The 18,602-nt window shown below is 72.3% G+C and carries 8 protein-coding genes; 2 read left to right on the forward strand and 6 right to left on the reverse strand.

Annotated features, from left to right (window positions below):
* Positions 1-13: 13 nt before the first annotated feature.
* Genes RIN75_RS12715 through RIN75_RS12725 form a run of 3 tightly spaced genes read right to left on the reverse strand, consistent with a single transcriptional unit; the run spans position 14 to position 3,907 of the window.
* Entirely contained in the window at positions 14-1,567 is a 1,554-nt protein-coding gene (locus tag RIN75_RS12715) for a phosphopantetheine-binding protein (protein ID WP_309112068.1), read from the reverse strand.
* On the reverse strand, positions 1,564-2,934 hold the full coding sequence (locus RIN75_RS12720; protein ID WP_309112069.1) for an ATP-grasp domain-containing protein: 1,371 nt from the start codon (positions 2,932-2,934) through the stop codon (positions 1,564-1,566). The genes RIN75_RS12715 and RIN75_RS12720 overlap by 4 nt, the downstream gene beginning before the upstream one ends.
* 7 nt (positions 2,935-2,941) lie before the next feature.
* Complete coding sequence (locus tag RIN75_RS12725) at positions 2,942-3,907, reverse strand: 3-oxoacyl-[acyl-carrier-protein] synthase III C-terminal domain-containing protein (protein ID WP_309112070.1); 966 nt, start codon at positions 3,905-3,907, stop codon at positions 2,942-2,944.
* A 393-nt stretch (positions 3,908-4,300) separates the two neighbouring features.
* Here RIN75_RS12725 and RIN75_RS12730 point away from each other — a divergent pair, with 393 nt between their 5' ends.
* On the forward strand, positions 4,301-6,010 hold the full coding sequence (locus RIN75_RS12730; RefSeq protein WP_309112071.1) for a hypothetical protein: 1,710 nt from the start codon (positions 4,301-4,303) through the stop codon (positions 6,008-6,010).
* Positions 6,011-6,187: 177 nt separating this feature from the next.
* Here RIN75_RS12730 and RIN75_RS12735 read toward each other — a convergent pair whose 3' ends face one another.
* A complete protein-coding gene (locus RIN75_RS12735) occupies positions 6,188-8,695 on the reverse strand; it encodes a chondroitinase-B domain-containing protein (RefSeq protein WP_309112072.1) in 2,508 nt (835 codons plus the stop codon).
* Positions 8,696-8,825: 130 nt separating this feature from the next.
* Between RIN75_RS12735 and RIN75_RS12740 the strand changes: the two genes are divergently transcribed.
* Entirely contained in the window at positions 8,826-10,487 is a 1,662-nt protein-coding gene (locus tag RIN75_RS12740) for a BTAD domain-containing putative transcriptional regulator (RefSeq protein WP_309112073.1), read from the forward strand.
* Here the strand turns inward: RIN75_RS12740 and RIN75_RS12745 are convergent.
* Together RIN75_RS12745 and RIN75_RS12750 are read right to left on the reverse strand one after the other, a co-directional pair.
* On the reverse strand, positions 10,418-11,296 hold the full coding sequence (locus tag RIN75_RS12745; RefSeq protein ID WP_309112074.1) for a hypothetical protein: 879 nt from the start codon (positions 11,294-11,296) through the stop codon (positions 10,418-10,420). The genes RIN75_RS12740 and RIN75_RS12745 overlap by 70 nt on opposite strands.
* A 12-nt stretch (positions 11,297-11,308) precedes the next feature.
* A complete protein-coding gene (locus RIN75_RS12750; protein ID WP_309112075.1) occupies positions 11,309-18,472 on the reverse strand; it encodes an RHS repeat-associated core domain-containing protein in 7,164 nt (2,387 codons plus the stop codon).
* Positions 18,473-18,602 lie beyond the last annotated feature (130 nt).

The raw sequence follows: 18,602 nt of genomic DNA on the forward strand, positions 1-18,602 counted from the left end.
TCTCCCCCGCCGGCTAACCGCGGCTGCGCTCGCCGGCCTGGTCGAGCGCGTAGTCGGCCAGCGAGCCGATCGTCTTCAGGTGCTCCGGCTCCAGGTCCTCCGGGTCCACCTCGATGCCGACCGAGTCCTCCAGCGTCATCAGCACCTCCAGCACCGACGTGGAGTCCAGGTGCAGGTCCTCGAACAGCCGGGTGTCCTCGCGGGTGGCGGGCAGCTCGCGTTGCAGCACGTCGGCCAGCGCGGCCTTCACGGCCTCGATCGTCTCGTCGCGGTTCATCGGTTCGTCCCTTCGGTTGCCGCTCCGCACGGGGAGCAGGATCTGCTTGCCGAGCAGGTCTTCGGCGGTGTCCCGGCGGCGCACCAGGTGCGCCCGTCCGTCGCGCACCATGACCTCCGCCGGGTAGCCGTGGCTGAGGAACTGCACGGGTGACGCGGAAGGCCCGTAAGCGCCGGAGCGTTCGACGCCGAGCAGGTCGCCGACCGCCACCGGCGCCAGCGGGACCTTCTTGCCGATCACGTCGTTGGGCGTGCACAGCGGCCCGGTGACGGTGCAGGGCCCGGTGGCCGGCTCGTCGAACCGGGTCAGCGAGCGGATCGGGAAGTTGCGCTTGACGAAGCTGCCGATGCCGACCGCGGCCATGTGGTGGTTGGTGCCGCCGTCCGCGATCGCGAACGCCTCGCCCCGCGAGGTCTTGACGTCCAGCACCCGCACCACGTACCGGCCGGCGAACGCGACCAGGTAGCGGCCCAGTTCCATGATCAGCCGGGTGTCCGGGTGCTCGGCCAGGAACTCCTCGACGGCGGCGTTCACGCCCGCGGTGACCGCGTCGAGGTCGAGGTCCTTCTCGTTGTCGAAGTACGCGACGCCGAGCCCGCCGCCGATGTCCACCGTGTCCAGTGGCACGCCGCAGCTCCGGTGCAGTTCGCGGGACATGGCCAGGATGCCGCGGGTGTTGTGCGCGATGTCGGCGGCGTCGAGGATGCGGGTGCCCATGTAGGCGTGCAGCCCGGCGACCCGCACGTGCGGCAGCGTGGCCGCGAGCGCGACGACCGACGGCACGTCCTGCTCGTCGATGCCGAACTGCCGGGGTTTGCCGCCCATCGACAGCCCGGAACCCTTGGTGCTGAACGCGGGGTTGACCCGCAGCAGCACGTCGACCGGCGCGCCGCCGCGCTCGGGCACCAGGGCGTCCAGGCGGCGCAGTTCGCCGGCCGACTCCACGACGACGGTCCGGATGCCGGCGTCCACGCACGCCCGCAGTTCGTCGTCGGTCTTGCCCGGCCCGAGGAAGATGGTGTGCTCCGGGCGGGAACCGGCCAGCCGGGCGGTGGCCAGCTCGATGGCCGACGACACCTCGGTGCCCGCGCCCGCGCGCACCAGCTCGGCGCAGACGCTGACGTTGGGGTTGGCCTTGAGCGAGAAGTAGACGTCCACCGCGGGGTGCAGGCGTTGCCGCAGGGCGGTGTAGGTGTCGCTGAGGACGTCGGCGTCGTAGAGGTAGAGCGGGGTCCCGAACTCCTCGGCGATCGCCGACACGGGGAGCCCTTGCACGTGCAGTTCGGTCATCGCGCGCCTCCGGTGAAGGTGTCGAGCGCGGTCCTGGTCGCGGCGGCCAGCTCGGTCACCGCCGCGCGGTCGGGTCCGAGGGCGATGAAGTACAGGCGGCCCTCGAACGGCTCGCCCGGGTGCCGGTCCGCCATCGCGTTGACCGTGCCGAAGCACGTGACGACGACGCCGCCCCGGACGGGGTCGATCTCGGCCAGCGGTCCCAGCGCGGTCCGCACGTCGGCGAACGCCATCGGCTCGGACAGCCGCAGGGTGTGCTGTGCGGCCAGGGACGCGGGGAGCCGGTCGGCCAGGACCTCCAGCACGCCGCCCTGGTAGGTGGACATGTTGAACCGGGCGTTGATCTCCAGCACCGGGTACACCGCGCCGTCCGCGGCGACGACGGCGTCCACGCCGACCACGCCGGTGAAGCCGTCCGCGTGCAGGGCCTTGCCGACGACGTCGGCCGCGTGCCGGATCTCGTCGTGCTGCCCGGCGTCCAGTTCGGCGGGACTGATGTGTCCCATGTGGACACCGTTGCGGGTCAGGGCCTCCTTGACGAAGTCCAGCCGCACCTCGCCGTGGACGTCGACGGTGAGCTGGTAGTTCAGGTCCGCCCGCTTGGGCAGCCAGGTCTCCACCACCACGTGCAGCCGCTCGTCGTCGCGGCGCTTCGCGCGGGCGGTGGCCGCGCGGACGACCCGCCGCGCCTTGGCCGGGTCGTCCAGCACGACCAGGCCCTTGCCGGAGACGCCGTAGGCGTCCTTCACGACCAGCGCCGAGTCCGGTGAGCACCGGTCGCCCACCGTCGCCATCAGGTCGGCGAACTCCCCCACCGTCTCGCAACACCAGCCCGGGATCGCCCGCAGCCCGGTGTCCTCGACCAGGCGGCGGCTGTAGATCTTGCTGTTCACCCGGACCACCGTGGCCAGGTCCGGCGCCGCCACCGGCAGGCCGCTGCGCTCGGCGAGGGTCAGCCCGTCGTCGGCCAGCCCCATCGGCATGAGCCGTGCGCCGCGGGCGGCGAGCCCGCGCAGGGTGGCCAGGAGTTCCGGCGAGGTCGCCGCGCGGGCCGCCGTCGACTCCGCGGGCGGGCCGTCGGTCACCAGGACCGTCGGCGGCTCCAGCCCGAGCGACCGGACGTAGTCCAGGAAACCGGGGTCGAGCGGGTGTTGCGCGATCAGGTGGTCGTCGGGGCCGGCCAGCAGGGCGCCGAGTTCTTCCATCCTGGTGACGAGCGGGCCGGTCATGGAGAAGGCGGGGGCGGGCAGGCCGGGGAAGCCGGTCGCCCAGCGCTGCTCCACCTCGAAGTTGCAGAGGAAGACCAGCGGGGTGGCCGGGTCGCCGGTGACCGCCCGTTTCAGGGCGCGCAGGTATCCGGTGGGCATCGTGGAGTCATCCTTCGTGGCGGAGGACCATGGCGGCGTAGGTGGCGCCGAGCCCGAGGGCGGTGCACACGTAGTGGCCGCCCGCGGTCAACCGGCCCCGGTCGCGGAGCTGGGTGTAGTTCAGGAACGGGTCGCTGCAGTAGCAGTGGCCGTACTCGGCCACGTTGTCCAGGAACACGGTGGCGGGGTCCGTGCCGAGCAGTTCGACGACCTTCCGCCACGACGAGACGTTCACGTTGTGCGGCACGATGAGGGCGACGTCGGCCAGGGTGAGCCCGGCCCCGGCCAGCGCCGCCCGGATCGTCTCGGCCAGCCGGGCCGCGTACGCCAGCCCGAACTCGCGGAGCAGACCGGCGTCGAGCCGGATGCCGTCGGCGTAGCGGCCGTCGGTGCGGGAGGAGTAGGACAGCACCCGGTCACCGCCGCCGGACCGGGCCCCGTCGGCCAGCCCGACCAGGCAGGCCGCCGAGGCGTCGCCCATGATCGTGGTGTTCTCGATCAGCTGCGCCATCGGGGAGAAGGCCTTCTCGCCGGTGACCACGAGCGCGAGGGCGTCCGGGTCGTCGGCGGCCGCGAGCAGCTCGCCGCACACGTCCACCGCGGCCAGGCCGCTGGCGCAGTTCTGCTGGGTGAGCGCGAACGCGTTGGCCCGGTGCAGCCCGAGCCGCGCGGCCAGGGCGGCGGCGACGTCGAACCCGGCGGGCGCGACGTCCTGGATGGTGTGCGCGTAGACCACGTGCTTGATCCGGCCCGGGTCGGCGAGCTCGGCGACGAGCCGGGCCGCGGGCTCGGTGATGAGGTCCAGCACGGACAGGTCCGGGTCCAGGCGGAGGCGGTCGAGCCCGTGCACCTTCTGGAACAGCTTGACCTTGGCCCGGCCCAGCCGCAGGCGTGGCGCGACCGCCTCGACCGAGGACACCGGTTCCGGCACGAACGCGGCCATCGCCTCGATCGTGAGCCCGGCAGCCACCATGTCCACACCTCGTTTCAGGCGAGCGGAAATCCGCCCGCGGGGCAATTGCGAAAAGTTTCGGGAGCGCTCCCGGACCGGGTGTCGCAGCCACTGCGGAGAAAATCACCGCCGCTGCCGGGCTGACAACGGAGCGCCGTTGGCACAAATTCACCCAGAGATTCCGGCCGATGGCGTTGACCTGCGATGTTACCGAATTTCCGAGCACGGCTTCGTACGGTATCGATGAACGGCTCAACGCGGTTGCCCCGATTGGTTCCTGTGCCCGCCGGGGACCGGATATAGCTTTCGATCGAATTGCCCGGTCGACCCGGGCGTGCCCGAGGAGCAGGGGACCCGATGGTGACGAAATCCGTCGTTGTGCGTTTCCGTGGCACCCGCGCGGTCGAAGGGCCGATGACCCTCGGCCAGCTCAACGCGCACAAGTGGCTCAGCTGGACGGGCACCCCCGCGTACGGGATGCAGTACTGGCACCTGCGCCCGGGCGCCGGCGCGTTCGGCGTGGGCGACTTCGCCGAGTCGCTGGCGGTGCTGCTGACCCGGCACGAAGGGCTGCGCACCACTTTCCCCGGCGGCGGCCGGCAACGGGTCGTCGCCTCCGGTGAACTGGTCTTGCACGTCCTCACCCCGGAGGACGCCCCGGCCTCCTCGGCACTGGACTCCGCGTCGGTGGACTCGGCGGCGCTGGACTCGGCGGTGGACGCGGTCGTGGCCGGGTTGCCGTACGACTCGGCCGTGGACCTGCCGGTGAGCGCCGCCGTCCTGGTCCGGTCCGGTCGGGTGTGCGCGGCCGTCCTGCGGTGCTCGCACCTGGCGGCCGACCACAAGGGGATGGCGGTCCTCGGCCGGGAGCTGGAGGAGATGCTGGCCGACCCGGCGGCCCGCGTGGTCGGCGCGCCCCGGCACCAGCCGCTGGACCAGGCCGAGTCCGAGCGGCGTCCGTCGATGCGCCGGCGCGCGGAGAACGCGCTGGACTACTGGGGCGACCGGCTGCGCCGGATGCCCGCCAACCCGCTCGCCGCGGCGCCCGGCCCCGGCCCGGCGGAGTCGCGCGCGATGGAGATGGTGTCGCACGCCGGCGCGGCGGCCCTGGCGCGGATCGCGCGGCGCACGTCGTTGGACCGGTCCAACATCGTCCTGGCCGCGATCCTGTCCGTGCTGGCCGAGCGCACCGGCGACCCGGGCCACCTGTTCTGCGCGCTGTCGAACAACCGCTTCTTCGACCGCCGGCTGGCCGACCACGTCGGCACGCTGGCCGCGTCCAGCCTGGTCGAGGTCGACGGCGGCGGGGCGACGTTCGACGAGCTGGGTGCGCGGGTGCGGGCGGGGATGGTGCGGGCGTCCATGAGCGCCATGTACGACGCGCACCGGATGCACGCGATCGCCGAACGGGTCGAGCACGAACGCGGCGTGGCCTTCAACTACTTCCCGCCGATCTTCAACAACGCCGCCGCGTACATCCGCTCCGACGCCACCCCGGACCCCGTGCGGTCGACCGAGTTCACCTGGCGCCGCATGGAGGCGACGCCGGCCCCGCTCCGCTTCGACCTGTGGCGCCTGGACGCGGTGCTGGCCATGGACGCCTGGACCGGCGACACGTCGCGCATCGACCGGCCCGAGGTCGAGCAGACCCTCCTGGCCGTGGAACGCCTCCTGGTCGCCGCCGCGGAGGACGACCTGTCACCGGGCGAGATGAGCGGGATCATCGACCTGCCGCGCACCGAGCGCGGCGACGACTGGCTTCACCTGGACTCCTGCTGGGTCCACCTGCCGGAAGTGCAACGGCTCCTGGACGACACCCTGGCTCCCGCCCGGATCTTCGCCGAGGTCGACGACCGACCGCTCGTCGCCTACGTGGCCGCCACCGACGCGGTGACCACCCCCGAGCAAGCCCACGCCCGCTGCATGTCCCGCCTACCCGCCCACCCGGCCGCCATGACCCCCCGCCACTACGTCCTCTGCCACGGCACCCCGACCACCCCGCACGACCTGTCGTCCTGGCAACGCCAACCGGTCCTGTCCGAGGGCCCCGGCCGCCGACTGCCCACGCCTGCCCGGCGCGAGGAGTTCAACGGCGAGCCACCTCCACGGGCGAGAGCCGTTTGACGGCGGAGCCAGCACCGACGCCGCGCAGCACCACGCTTGCCGAGGACCACGGTCATGACGCGGTCGAGCGGTCGCAGGCCTCCAGCGCGGCTGTGACCGGTTCGGCGCGCAGCGGCTGGCGTGACCCCTGGTCCGGTGGGCCGGCGGGCGTGAAGCGCGCCCGCCGGCACCGGATTCCTACGGGGCGTTCGGGCCGACGTCGGCCGGGGTGAGCGGGCCTCGGACGGTTGCGGTGGTGGAGCGTTCGTCTGCGCCGACGTCGGCGACACCGGCGCGGGGCTGGCCGTCCATGTCGTCGGTGACGAAGGTGAAGCGGCCGGTGCCGGTGTCGATGGCCGGGCTGGCCTCGCCGATCCGGTACACCGGTCCCTCACGGACCAGCAAGGGATCGACGGTGCGGATGGCGTCGGCGGGTTTGGTGACGCCGACCGTCGCCGTGCCGGTCGGCCACGCGATGTTGCCGGCGTAGGTCATGTTCACCGGTGTCTTGCGTTCGTTGAACAGCTTGCCCCGGCCGCCGACGACCACGTTGTCGGCGATGGTCGAGTCGACCGGCGCGTGGGTGTAGTTGGCGCCGATCTCGATGTTGGACACGTTGTCCACGAACGTGTTGTGCACGACGGTCGCCCGGTAGACGCGCCAGTGCGCGTTCAACGCGCCCGAGGTGTCCACGTCGCCGCCGTCGATCTGCAACGCGGCGTCGTAGCCGCTGCCGGTCAGGCCCTCGAAGTGGTTGTTGTAGACCTTGTGGTCCTGGCCGTAGATCCGGATCCCGCCGGTGCCCGCCTTCCCCTCGCCGAAGAAGAAGTTGCCGTGGAAGGTGCCGCGGTTGCCGTGGCGGTGGGACAACGTGCCCTGCGAGCTGCGGAAGGTGTTGTAGCGGACGGTGTTGTCGTTGCTCTTCACCGAGATGATCTCGGGGTCGCCGTCGCAGTTCTCGAACAGGTTCGACTCGATGGTGGTGAACCCGCTGGACTGGGAGATCCCGCTCCAGCCGACGCGGATGGCCTCCATCTCGTTCTCCGCGCGCGGTCCGATGTTGCGGAAGTGGTTGTGGTCGATCAGGTCGTACTGGGACTGCCGGCTCGCCGACCCGTCGATGGTGATGAAGTTGCCCTGCTGGTGCTTCTCCTCGAACAGGTTGTGGTCGATCCGGTTGTGGTGGCTGTCCGCGCCCTGGATGAGCACCCACTTCAACGACGACTGCTCGGTCAGCCGGAAGTGGTTGCGGGTGAGCCGCACGTTGTTCGAACCGGTGAGCTTCAACGTGTTGCTGTTCGTCCACTTGAGACCGTCGACCACCACGTGCGACGAACTCGCGACCTCCAGCTGCCCGCCGGTGACCACCGCCTGCCCGCGGTTCGCCGCGACGACGGTGATGGGCTTGGCGGCGGTGCCGTGCTTGCCGGTCAGCTTGCCGATCGTGTAGTTGCCGTTCGCGAGCACGATGCGGTCACCCGCGCGGGCGTCGGTGAACGCGCTCTGCAGCTGGGTCGAGTTGGCGACGTTGACGGTGCGGTCGGCCCCCGGCTCGCCCGGGTCGCCGTTGTCGTGCGTCACGGTCAGCCCGTAGATCTTCACCTCGCCGTAGTTGCTGTCGCTGCACGGCGACGAGTTGGTGCAGTTGGCCTGCGTGTACGCGCCCGCCTTGAAGTAGCCGCCGGTGAAGCTCTTCGAGATCGTCGTCTGCAGCACACCGTTGTAGTAGGCCTTGATCTGGCCACCACTCACCACGAACTTGGCCTGGAACCTGGTGCCCAGCACGTAGTTGCTCGTCACGAGCTTGTGGCGGCTGGTGTCGCCGTTGGTGATGTAGAGGTTGCCGCCTTCGAGCCGGAACACCGACACGTCGTCGGACGAGTCGTGGATCTGGCCTGCCACGACGTGCGGCTTGTCCGCGGGCAGCGCGGTGATGGCCTGGTCGACCACCATCGTGTGCGTCCCCGAGGTGGACGACCAGCTCGCCTTGGCGGAGCCGTTCATCTCACGCAACTCCGAGCGCGGGTAGCTGGAACCGCTCGTGGTGACCCCGTTGACGGCGGAGCGGAACTGGACCGCGTCGCACGCCGGGGTCGTGGTGAACCACGGGTCGATCTTGTAGGTGTCCAACGCCGGCTGGTAGACGTTGGTGGGGCTTTCCTCCGCGCCGATCGGCAGCCCGATGTACCAGTTCGACAGGTCCAGCACGTCGGCCGGGTACGCGCAGGCACCGCCGCTGTCGGCCCCGTTGACGGCCGTCTCGGTGATGCTGGTCCAGTCGTTGTCGGTGTTGCCGTAGCCCAGGATGCGCAGGTAGCGCTTGGTGCTGTCGGGGAAGTCGTAGTTCTCCGGCCCGAGGGTGGTGCCGCTGCTGGTCCTCCGTGCGATCACGGTGGTCCACGCCGACCCGTCGTCGGAGAGCTGGACTTCGAACGTCGACTTCCGGACGTCCCCCTTGTGCCAGGCGATCGACACCGAACCGATGGCCTGCGCCGAACCGAGGTCGTACCGGATCCACACCCCGTCCCCCTCGGCGGACCAGCGGGTGCCGGGGTCGCCGTCGAGCGTGTTGGCCGGGACGTTGCCGTCGTGCGCGCTGGCCGAGACGCCGGCGACCGGCAACGCGGTGGCCGCCGACGCGGTGATCGGCTGGTACCCGGCCACCGCGAGCAACACCACCAGGAGGACACGACGAATCCGTGTCATCGCCAATCCCTTCCTTGGTCTGAGACGCGACATGCGGTGGAGCTTGGCCGATCAGCGAGGGGACCAGTCCCCCCGAGGTCCGATAGGAAAAGCGCACTCCTTCCTGCTACGACGGTGACCGGGGGTTCGCGTGGAGTTCGGGGTGTTGGGGCCGGTCGTGGTGCGGCACGGGGCCGAGGAGACGCGGATCGCGAAAGCCCAGCAGCGGTGCGTGCTGGCGCTGCTCCTGTTGGACGCCGGTCGCGTGGTGCCGGTCGCCCGGATCGCCGGTGCGCTGTGGGAGGGTGACGGGGCGCCCCGGACGGCGCGCAACGTGGTGCAGCGGGCCGTGTCGGACCTGCGGCGGGTGCTGGCGGTCGACCCGGAGGTCCGCCTCGTCCACCGGGCCGCCGGCTACGCCCTGGAGGTGGCCCCGGCGCGGATCGACCTCCACCGGTTCCGCGCGTTGGCCGCGGGGGCGCGTTCGGCGGGCCACGGCGAGAGACGGGCGGCGGGGCTGCGGCAGGCGTTGGAGCTGTGGCGGGGTGAGCCGCTGGCGGACGTGACCGCGCCGGAGCTGGCCGTGGTCAAGCAGGCCCTGGTCGAGGAGTGGCTGTCGGTGCTGGAGGAGAGCCTGGACTGGGAGGTGCGGACCGGGCGGCACGCGGCGCTGGTCCCCGAGCTGCGCCTGCTGGTCGCGGCGCACCCCTGGCGGGAGCGGTTGCACGGGTTGCTGATGGTGGCGCTGTACCGGGACGGCCGCCCGGCGGAGGCGTTGCGGGTCTTCCACGACGCACGGCGGGCGTGCAGCGCCGAAACGGGCACCGACCCGGGACCCGAGTTGCAACGACTGTACCAACGGGTGCTGCGCAACGACCCGGAACTGGACGCGCCGGCCGTGACGACGGCTCTCCGCACGACTGCCGCGGTGGTGCCGAGGCAGCTCCCCGCGCCCCCGAGGGGCTTCACCGGCCGCGGTCGTGAACTGGCCGCGCTGGACGGCTTGCCCGGGCTGGACGGCTTGGCCGCGCTGGACGGCTTGCCCGGGCCGGACGGCGACGCCGGTCCGGGCGCGACGATGGCGCTCGCGACCATCGGCGGCTCGGCCGGCATCGGCAAGACCTGGCTGGCCCTGCACTGGGCGCACCGGCACGCGAACCGGTTCCCCGACGGGCAGTTGTTCGTGGACCTGCGCGGGTCCGGCCCGGGCGGTGCGCCGGTGGCGCCCGCGGTGGCGGTGCGCGGCTTCCTCGACGCCCTCGGCGTCGCCCCGTGGTCGGTCCCGGCCGACGTGGACGCCCGGGTGCGGCTGTTCCGCAGCCTGGTGGCGGACCGGCGGATGCTCATCGTCGCCGACAACGCCCTCGGCGCGGACCAGGTCGTGCCGCTGTTACCGGGCAGTCCACTGTGCGCGGTCGTGGTCACCAGCCGCGACCGCCTCACCGACCTGGTCACCCGGCACGGCGCCCAGCCGCTGCGCGTCGGCGTGCTGACCGGGGAGGAGTCGCGGCAGGTGCTCGTCGGCCGGTTGGGCGAGGGGCGGGTGGCGGCGGAGCCCGGGGCGGTGGCGGAACTGCTGGCGTACTGCGGCGGGTTCCCGTTGGCCCTGGCCGTCGTGGCCGGTCGGGCGGCGGTGGACCCGGAATTCCCCTTGGCGGCGCTGGCGGCCGAACTGCGCGACTCCGCCACTCGCCGGGCCGTCCTCGGCGTCGCGACCGGACCAGACCTCGACGCCCCCTCTCGTCACTCCCAGGGCACCGGCCCGGCGATCGGCGGGAACCGCTCGTTGATCTCGCGCGCCGTGGGGCGGTAGTGCGCTTTCGCCGTCCCGATCGGCGCGGAGACGAGCCGGGGCATGGTGGTCAGCGGTGAGAGGTCGCCGTCCTCGACCGTGGTCGATCCCGTGATCGCCACCGAACGCAGGCCCGGGTGCCCGCGCAGCGGCTGGAGGCTCGCCAGCGCGCCGACGCTCTCCAACTCCAGTTCGGCCAGGGCCGGCAGGGCGGAGACGAACGAGAGGTCCGGCACCTTCGCGCCGTGCAGCGCCAGTTCCCGCAACCGCACCAGCGCGGCGAACGCACGAGAGCCCTCGATGGTCCCGCCGTTCACCCACAGCCTCTCCAACCCGGTGCAGCCCTCGATCCCGGAGACGTCGAACCGGTGCCTGCGGGAGGTGTCGATCCGCAGGAACCGCAGTTCCGGTTTCGCGCCCAACCAGCGCAGCGACGATCCCCGGAAGTCGTGGACCTCCAGTTCGCGCAGCAAAGCCAGCCCGTCCACCCCGTCCACCGGACGCGCCCACGAGACGAGGAGGTCCCGCAGCCGGGGCAGGCCCCGCAGGTCCAGCGCGCGCTGAGACCCGGTTTGCAGCCACAGCACTTCGAGCGTGTCGATCCCGGCGACGGCCGTGTCGTCCTCGAAGGAACCCAGCAGGCGCACCTCCCGCAAGCCGGGCAGCTCCCGCAGGAAGCCGACGTCCGGCACGGTGAACCCGCGGTCCAACGCGGTGTACGACACGGCCGCGCACCCCTCGTCCCGGTAGCGGCGGGCCGCCTCCTCGGTCCACGGGCGGTTGGACACGCTCAACTCCCGCAGACCGAGTCGGGACTTCCGCACTTTCATGGCACCATCCCGTCAGAAGCGCCGCGCGTACCGCCTGAAGCCGTTGATACCACGGACCCTGACCCCGGCGGCGCGGTACCTGTTCTGGATCCCCTGTTCGAGTTTCCGCATCCGCAGGTGGCTCCGGTTGCCGCCCTTGTAGTACCGGACGCTGGTCGCGCCCTTGAGCCTCCCGTACTTGCTCCTGTTGTGCTGGTGCATGCGCCGGTGGATGTTGCGGGACCGGCCGACGTAGGCCTCCTTCTTGCCGTACTTGATCACGTAGACGCCCTGCTTCCTGGGCGCGTTCCGGAACATCTTCGGCAAGTTGCAGTTGTGGACCAGGACCTCGACGCCGTCCACGAGGACGACGTAGGTGTGGACGACCGCGACGTTGAGGTTGTAGACCAGCGCGTGCGCGGTGATCCCGCGGTCGACCACCCCGGTGACCGCACCCCGGCCGTGCAGCCGGTGACCGACGCGCAGGTCTTCCGCGAGGACCCAGCCCTCGCCGTGCACCCAGACGGGGTGGCCGGCGGTGGCGGTGAGGACGTCCGGGTCCGCGGCGTCGAGGTCGATGTCGACCAGGTGCTTGTCGCCGTACCCCACGATGACGTCGAGGACGGGCTGGGCGGTGGTCTCGCCGGTGACGGGGTCCGTCGCGGCGACCAGGTCGCCGACGGCGAGTTCACCGATCGGACGAGCCGTGCCGTCGGCCAGCAGGACCGGTGTCCACGGGGCGAACGAGTTCCCGCGCCCGCAACCGGAGCGGCGCGGGGCTTTGCGCGCGAACCTCGGCGCCGCGCGGGACGCCGCCCGGGCCAGCGCGGCGGCCCCTCGGGCGATGTGCCCGCAGAACCGGACGCAGGCCACGATCAGCGGGATCCAGAGCGCTTCGCCGTCCAAATCGAGCTTGTTGACCGGGTCGCCGTAGACGTAGTCGTAGTCGTTGGCGGAGCCGCCTTCGACCGGGTCGGCGGTGAGGAAGCGCCCCAGGTCCGGGCTGTAGACCCGGGCACCCATCAGGATCGTCCCGCCGAGCGTGTCGCCGGACCGCTGTTTCGCGCCCAGCCACCCGTAGCGGTTGGTCGGCTGGTCTGCCGCGGGCAGGCCGTACTCGTCGTAGTCGAACAGCTCGGGCTCGGTCACCGCCAGGTCGGTCGTGGCCACGACCGAGCCGAACAGGCCGGCGAGCTGGAGCTTGACCTCACCGCCGCTGACCACGGCGGCCAGGTCGCCGTCCGGGCCGGAGACCATGCGGGTGGTGACGGCGCCGGGTTCGGCGATCCACGACGGTTCGTCGGAGTCGTCGCCGTAGTGGTTGGTGCTGGTGCCGGTGGTGGTCCACGCGCCCTCGCCGCCGGCGTCGGTGTGCGTGGCGCGCAGGCGGTTCGCGGGGTCGAGGGTCCAGCGCTTGCGGTTGGTGGCTTGGGTTTGGCTCGCGACCATGTCGTTGGCGTGGTACGTCAGCGACAAGCCGTCGGCGGTGGTCAGGGTGCGGCCGAAGGCGTCGTGGGTGACGCCCTGGTCGGTGAGGCGGTCGGCGGTGTCGACGGTGTGGGTGGTGGTGGTGGTGTCCGGGCCGTCGGTGTTGCAGGCGCCGTCGGGGCCGGGGTGGAAGACGTGCTTCGCCGTGCGGTTGGTGCGGTTGTCGTAGGTGTAGGTGCGGGTGGTGCAGGCGCCGCTGGGGTCGCGTTGTTCGGCGCGCAGCAGTCGGCTGATGCCGTCGTAGGCGTAGGTCTTCCAGCCGCCGGTGTGGGTGTGGGACATCCACTGCGACCGCGAGTTCTCCACCACCGACTCGGCGTAGACGACGGTGTTGTCCTGGCTGTAGGTGCGCTGCACCGGGGAGAACGACGCGTCGAGCCGGTCGCGGCGCACCAAGCCGCCGGGGTAGGTCTGCTCGACCAACTGCCCGTCGGGGCTGTAGCGGGCGGTGAAGGTGCCGATGGTGGAGTCGGTCAGGGACGTGACCAGGTCGCGTGGCTCCACGGTGCGGTCGTAGGCGTAGGTGCGGAACCCGGACGGGTCGGTGACCTTGGTCAGCCGGTCGTGCCGGTCGTGCTCGGTGCGGGTGGTGGCGCCGTCGGCGTCGGTGTAGGTCAGCGGTCGGCCGAGGGTGTCCTGTTCTTCGGTGATGACGGCGTCGGGGGTGCGGGTGCGCAGTTCGGCGCCGGTGGTCGGGTCGTACTCGGTGGTCACCGCGGGCACCGGTTGCGTGCCGTCGTCGGCGGTGGTCGTCACGGTGAGGGTGCGGCCCGCGGCGTCGTACGTGGTGGTGGTGCGGCTGGTGCGGCCCATGGCGGTCTCGGTGACGACGGCTTCGCCGCCGAAGCGGTGGTAGGACTCGACCCGGTGGACGGGCAGGTCCGTGGCCATCCGCGCGGGGTCGTGACCGGTGACGGCCCCGGCGGCGCGGCGCACGCACAGCTTCCCGGCCCACTCCGGCCGGTTGCCGCACGCCGCGTCGGCCGGGTTGGGCCCGGCGGTGTAGTGGACGTTGACCTTGGTGCGGGCATCGGCGCCGTTCGTGTCGATGCCCCAGTCGGCGGTCGTGCGGCCGGCGTCGTCGTAGACGGTGTGGGTGGCCAGGTTGAGCCCGCCCGGTCCGGTGTCGTCGAGGAACGACGTGGACTTCTTCAGCCGCCACCCCGACGTGCCGCCCTTCTCCGCGCCGTAGCCGGTGCGGTCGATCGTGACGTCCGCGTCGGGGTAGCCGGCGGTGATCTGGGCGCCCTGTTGGCTGGTGGTCAGCAGGTGGTAGTTCGCGCCGTCGGGTTTGCCCTCGTCGTAGGTGTTGACGGTGTGCGCGCGGGCGACGACCTGGGTGCCGGCGGGCAGCGTCGGCCGGGTGCCGGTGGGGTCGACCAGGTCCTTCGCCAGCGCCATCGCGGTGACCGGGCCGAGGGTTTCGACCAGGTCGAGCCCGTCGGCGCTGTAGCGGTTGGTGCTCGACAGCAGCCGGGCCCGCTCGCCGGTGTCGGCGGGCAGGTTCAGCTCGCCGGCGAGGAGGGCGGCGTCGGGCAGCTCGCCCAGGGCCAGCAGGCGGTTGGTCGACTCCAGGGTGCGCACGGTGTTGCCGAACCGGTCGTGCTCGGTGGTGTCGATGTGCCCGCCGGGGGTGGCGACGTTGACCTCCTGCCCGGATGCGTTGAGGTAGTGCACCGTGGCGTACCGGTAGCCGTCGGCTCCCGGCGTGGCCGGGGGCGGGTCCTGGCTGCCGAAGACCGCGGTGGCGTCTGCGGGCAGGTCGGTCTGCGCCCACCGGGAGACCGACGCGAAGTCCATGTCGTGCGGGCCACCGGCGGCGCGGGTCAGCGGGACCCCGTAGACGACGGTGGTGGCGGTCTCGCCGTCGACCTGGTCGCGGGTGCCGGGCACGAGCGCGGGCCGGCGGACGCGCAGCAGCCTGCCCGCGTTGGGGTCGCCGGGCGCCGTGCCGTGGTCGAAGTGGAACGGCTGCCGCCCCGGCGGGGACAGCGTGGTCACCCGGCCCTCGGTGTCGTAGTCGTAGGTCGTCTTGAGCAGCGGGGTGATGCGCGGGTCCCACGTCTCGCGCAGCCGCCCGGCGCCGTCGTAGCGGTAGCGGGCGACGTCGACGGCGGTCATCGCCGTGCCGTCCCACGTCCACAGCTTGACCGCGCGGACCCGGTCGACCACGTCGCCGAGCCCGGTCGCGGTGGCGGTGGTGGTCGTCGCGTAGTCGTACTCCAGGACCTCGCACCCCCGGGCCGGGGTGGCGGCCGCGCAGTCGCCGACACCGGGCTGCACGGGGTTGACGACCCGCTTGGGCAGCGCGCGGCCGTTGCCCGTCTGGTAGGTGGTGCGGGTGGTCGAGTCGGCGTCGGCGGTCCAGTGCGCGGTCGCCGTCCAGACGTCGCCCTGCCTGGTGAACTCGGCGGTGCCGTCGTCGGCCTCGCTGAGCCGGTAGGTGCCGTCGTCGACCTTGGTCAACGTCAGGGCCTGGGCACCGGGTTCGGGGGTGAAGGTGCCGTCGGCGTGCCGGGAGAACGTCGTCCAGGTGCCGTCGAGCGAGTTGACCTTGACGAGGTTGGCCTCCGGGAACTCCAGGGTGGTGTACTCCCCCGCCCCCTCACCGCCGGCCGCGCCGCCGCGCCACTGCGGGCCGAACGGCGCGACGATCTCGGTGAACGACAGGTGGTCGAAGTAGACCTTCTTGCCGGAGCCGGGCGCGAAACCGTTGTACAGGCGCAGGAACGCCTCGGTGGCGTCCGGCGGGACGGTGAAGTCCACGCTGAGCTGCTGCCAGCCGTCGGTGTAGGTGGCGGGGCCGCTCGGCGTGGCCTGGTAGCCGGCCGAGGGTGTCTTGGTGAACGGCACCAGCCGCAGACCGCGCTGCTGCCCGTAGGGCGCGGGCAGCGTCAGGCCGCTCGCGGCGGGCACGTAGATCCAGCCGGTGAACCGGTAGGACTTGCCGGGCTGCATGCCCAGTCGCAGACCGCCGAAGTCGCCGCCCACGTCGACGAAGGTGTCGCCCTGCTTGGCGTAGGCGTTGGTCGACGACGAGACCGGGGTGATCACGAGCGAGTCGGTGCTGTGGTCGTGGCCGCGGGAGGTGGAGCGGGCGGCGGTCGTGTCGCTCGGCCCGAACCCGGTCGTGTCCGTGGTGACGTGCCGCTGGTTGGGGCTGAGCCGTTCGCCCTGCGGCAGCCATCCGTCGCGCGGCTGCCTCGACGAGGCGGTGCGGGAGACGGTGAGGCCGAGGTCGTCGGCGTCGGTCGCGTCGAGGGTGTGGTCGCCGGTGAGCAGGTTGACCGAGCCGGGTCCGATCCCGGTGTCCGCCGCGGCGTCGCCGTCGGGGTCGACGGTGACGCGCACCCAGGCGGTGTCGTAGGCGGGGTCGGTGTCGTTGGCGGTGAACAGCTTCGCGCGGACCTCGACCACGCCGCCGACCGCGCCGAGGGTGTCCACCGCGGTCCAGACGGCGTGCCCGCCGAGGTCGGCCAGCGCCACGCGGGTCGCCGCGATCGGGGCGTCCGCGGCGGTGCGCAGGTTGACCAGGGGGATGTCGGCTTCCGGGGCGCCGGGGCCGCGCCGGTACTGGAAGGTGGCCCGCGTGTAGCCGGGCCGGCTCGTGACCGCGATCTTCATCCGCTTGACCGCGGTGGTCCCGGGCTGCGGCTGCGCGAGGCCGGCCCGGCCGACGTTGAAGCGGTAGGTGTTCGGGGCGGACAGGTGCCCGGCGCGGTCCTTGGCCCGCACGGTGAGCGTGCGGGCGCCTTCCTGCGACGGCGTGAGGGTGACGGTGGCGGTCCCGGTCGCGGCCAGCGTGGTCGACGTGGTGTCGGTGTCCAGCGAGTAGACGAACCCGGCCAGGTCGCCGGTGCCCGCCGCCGGGGTGAACGTGAACGTCCCGGCCTGCCCGCTGCCGCCGTGCCAGTTCCCGTCCGCCGGGTACTGCGACGAGGACACGAACGGCACGCCCGGCGCGCCGCCGTCGGCCACGAACTCGCACCACGGGCCCCACGCGCCCTCTCCCACCGCGTTGACACCGCGGACGCGCCACGCGTAGGCGGTGCCTTCGGTGAGTTGCCCCGCCGGGACCGCCGTGGCGAGCACCGAGCCCGAGGCGCCGGGCTCGGTGGTCACCTCCCCGACCGCCGTGCCGTCCACGCGCTGCCAGGCGAACCGGGCGCGCACGTCACCGCCGCTGGAACTGGTCACCGTCGCGCGCAGCGTCGGGGTGAGCGACGCGATCGCCGGTCGTCCCGTCCCGGTCAGGCACGACGTGGCCGGCACCGTCGAGGGCGCCGAGACCGCGGGCACGGCGCCGTAGGTGACGCTCATGGTCGGGTTGTTGTCGAACTTCTTGTGGTAGGTGGCGTCGTTCTCGTGCGCCGCCGGGGTGCGGACGCCGAACGACACGGACGTCCAGCCCTCGCCGACGGCGAAGCGGACCGCGCTCGTCACGTCCACCGGGACCGGCCCCGCCGGGCAGGCCGCCGAGTGCCCCTTCGCCGAGTCCACCGTGGCGACCAGCGGCTTGAAGCCGCCGTAGGTGTTGGTCCACACCACGTTCGACGGCGTCTCCTGGTAGGCCCACGTCCACGACGAGGTCATCCAGTTCGTGCGGTACACCTCGAACGGCCGCGGGTCGCAACTGCCCGACCAGGTCTGCTGGAGGTTCCAGGTGGCCGAGACGACGTTCTGCCCGGACAACCCGTCCAGCCGCATGTTGAAGAACGACCGGCGCCGGTTGGCACCGTTGTTCGCGCTGCCGATCTCGGCGTCCTGGGCGACGTTGTAGTACGACGTGCCCGGGGTCGCCGAGTCGACGAAGCTCCACGAGTGCCGGGTGGAGGTGTAGCCGGGGTCGATGAACACCGGGAACTTCGTGGCCGGGTCGGCCAGCAACGCGTCCAGGTCCGGTGTCACGACGAGGTCCGAGCCCTTCAGCTCGGCCCGCATCTCGCGCACCGCCCCCGGTCTCGATGTGGTCTTCACACCCGGCGCGCCCGTGGCGTCCCACATGCGGGGCGCCGAGGAGGTGAACACCGGCTGGTTCGCGCCGTGCGCGGTCGCCGGGTCGGGCTGCTTCTCGTCGACCGCCTCGGTGACGCCGTCGCGGCCCGGGCGCAGCACCAATCCCTTGGTGCTCGTGGGGAACCGCAGGCCCCGCAACGCCGGGTTCGCCGCGGCCTGCCGGTCACGCACGACCAGCACCTCGGAGAACCCGTTGGCGTCGACGGTGATCCGGAGGTCCACACCGGACAGCACGTTCGGGTAGACAGCGGTGTCGCCGTCCAGCGCCGGGCGCGGCAACGTGCCCACCGGTGAGCCGACCGCGAGTTCGCGACCGTTGTCGGTCATGGTGATCAGCGGCCCGTCACCGCCGGCGGACAACCGCATGGCGAGCGGCACCGCGAGCGGGGTGACCGCGCCGTCCTCGAACGCCAGGCGGGTGTCCACCGGCACCCAGTCCTCGCCACGCCGCACCCGGACCGGCCGAGTCTGCTGCTCACGGGTGAAAGTGCCGTCCGGGTTGGCGAACACCAACGCCGACTCCGACGTCTGCGACCGCACACCGACCCGGCCGCCGCACAACCGCGCCGCCACCACCGCCGACACCGGGTCCGGGCGGTCCGGCGGACACGCCTCCACCGGGGGCGCCGGCGGGGTCTCGGCGACGGCGGGAACGGCCGCCACGACCTGCGTGAGGCTCGCGAGCAGCGCCACGATCAGGAGCGCCGACAGGCCCTTGGCGCCCGAACCCGGATCGCCCGGTGCCCGGTCGCCGGAGCGCGCCGGTCTCGGCCACAGTCTGATGAGGGGGAAAGACCGACGAGGGTGCACGGCAGCGACCTCC

It is taken from the genome of Saccharothrix sp. (assembly GCF_031180885.1).
GTDB lineage: Bacteria > Actinomycetota > Actinomycetes > Mycobacteriales > Pseudonocardiaceae > Actinosynnema.

Excerpts from the sequence above, each read along its gene's own strand:
- RIN75_RS12735 (WP_309112072.1), bottom strand. The coding sequence starts at position 8,695 with ATGACACGGATTCGTCGTGTCCTCCTGGTGGTGTTGCTCGCGGTGGCC.
- RIN75_RS12730 (WP_309112071.1), top strand. The coding sequence starts at position 4,301 with ATGACCCTCGGCCAGCTCAACGCGCACAAGTGGCTCAGCTGGACGGGC.
- RIN75_RS12745 (WP_309112074.1), bottom strand. The coding sequence starts at position 11,296 with ATGAAAGTGCGGAAGTCCCGACTCGGTCTGCGGGAGTTGAGCGTGTCC.
- RIN75_RS12715 (WP_309112068.1), bottom strand. The coding sequence starts at position 1,567 with ATGACCGAACTGCACGTGCAAGGGCTCCCCGTGTCGGCGATCGCCGAG.
- RIN75_RS12720 (WP_309112069.1), bottom strand. The coding sequence starts at position 2,934 with ATGCCCACCGGATACCTGCGCGCCCTGAAACGGGCGGTCACCGGCGAC.
- RIN75_RS12725 (WP_309112070.1), bottom strand. The coding sequence starts at position 3,907 with ATGGTGGCTGCCGGGCTCACGATCGAGGCGATGGCCGCGTTCGTGCCG.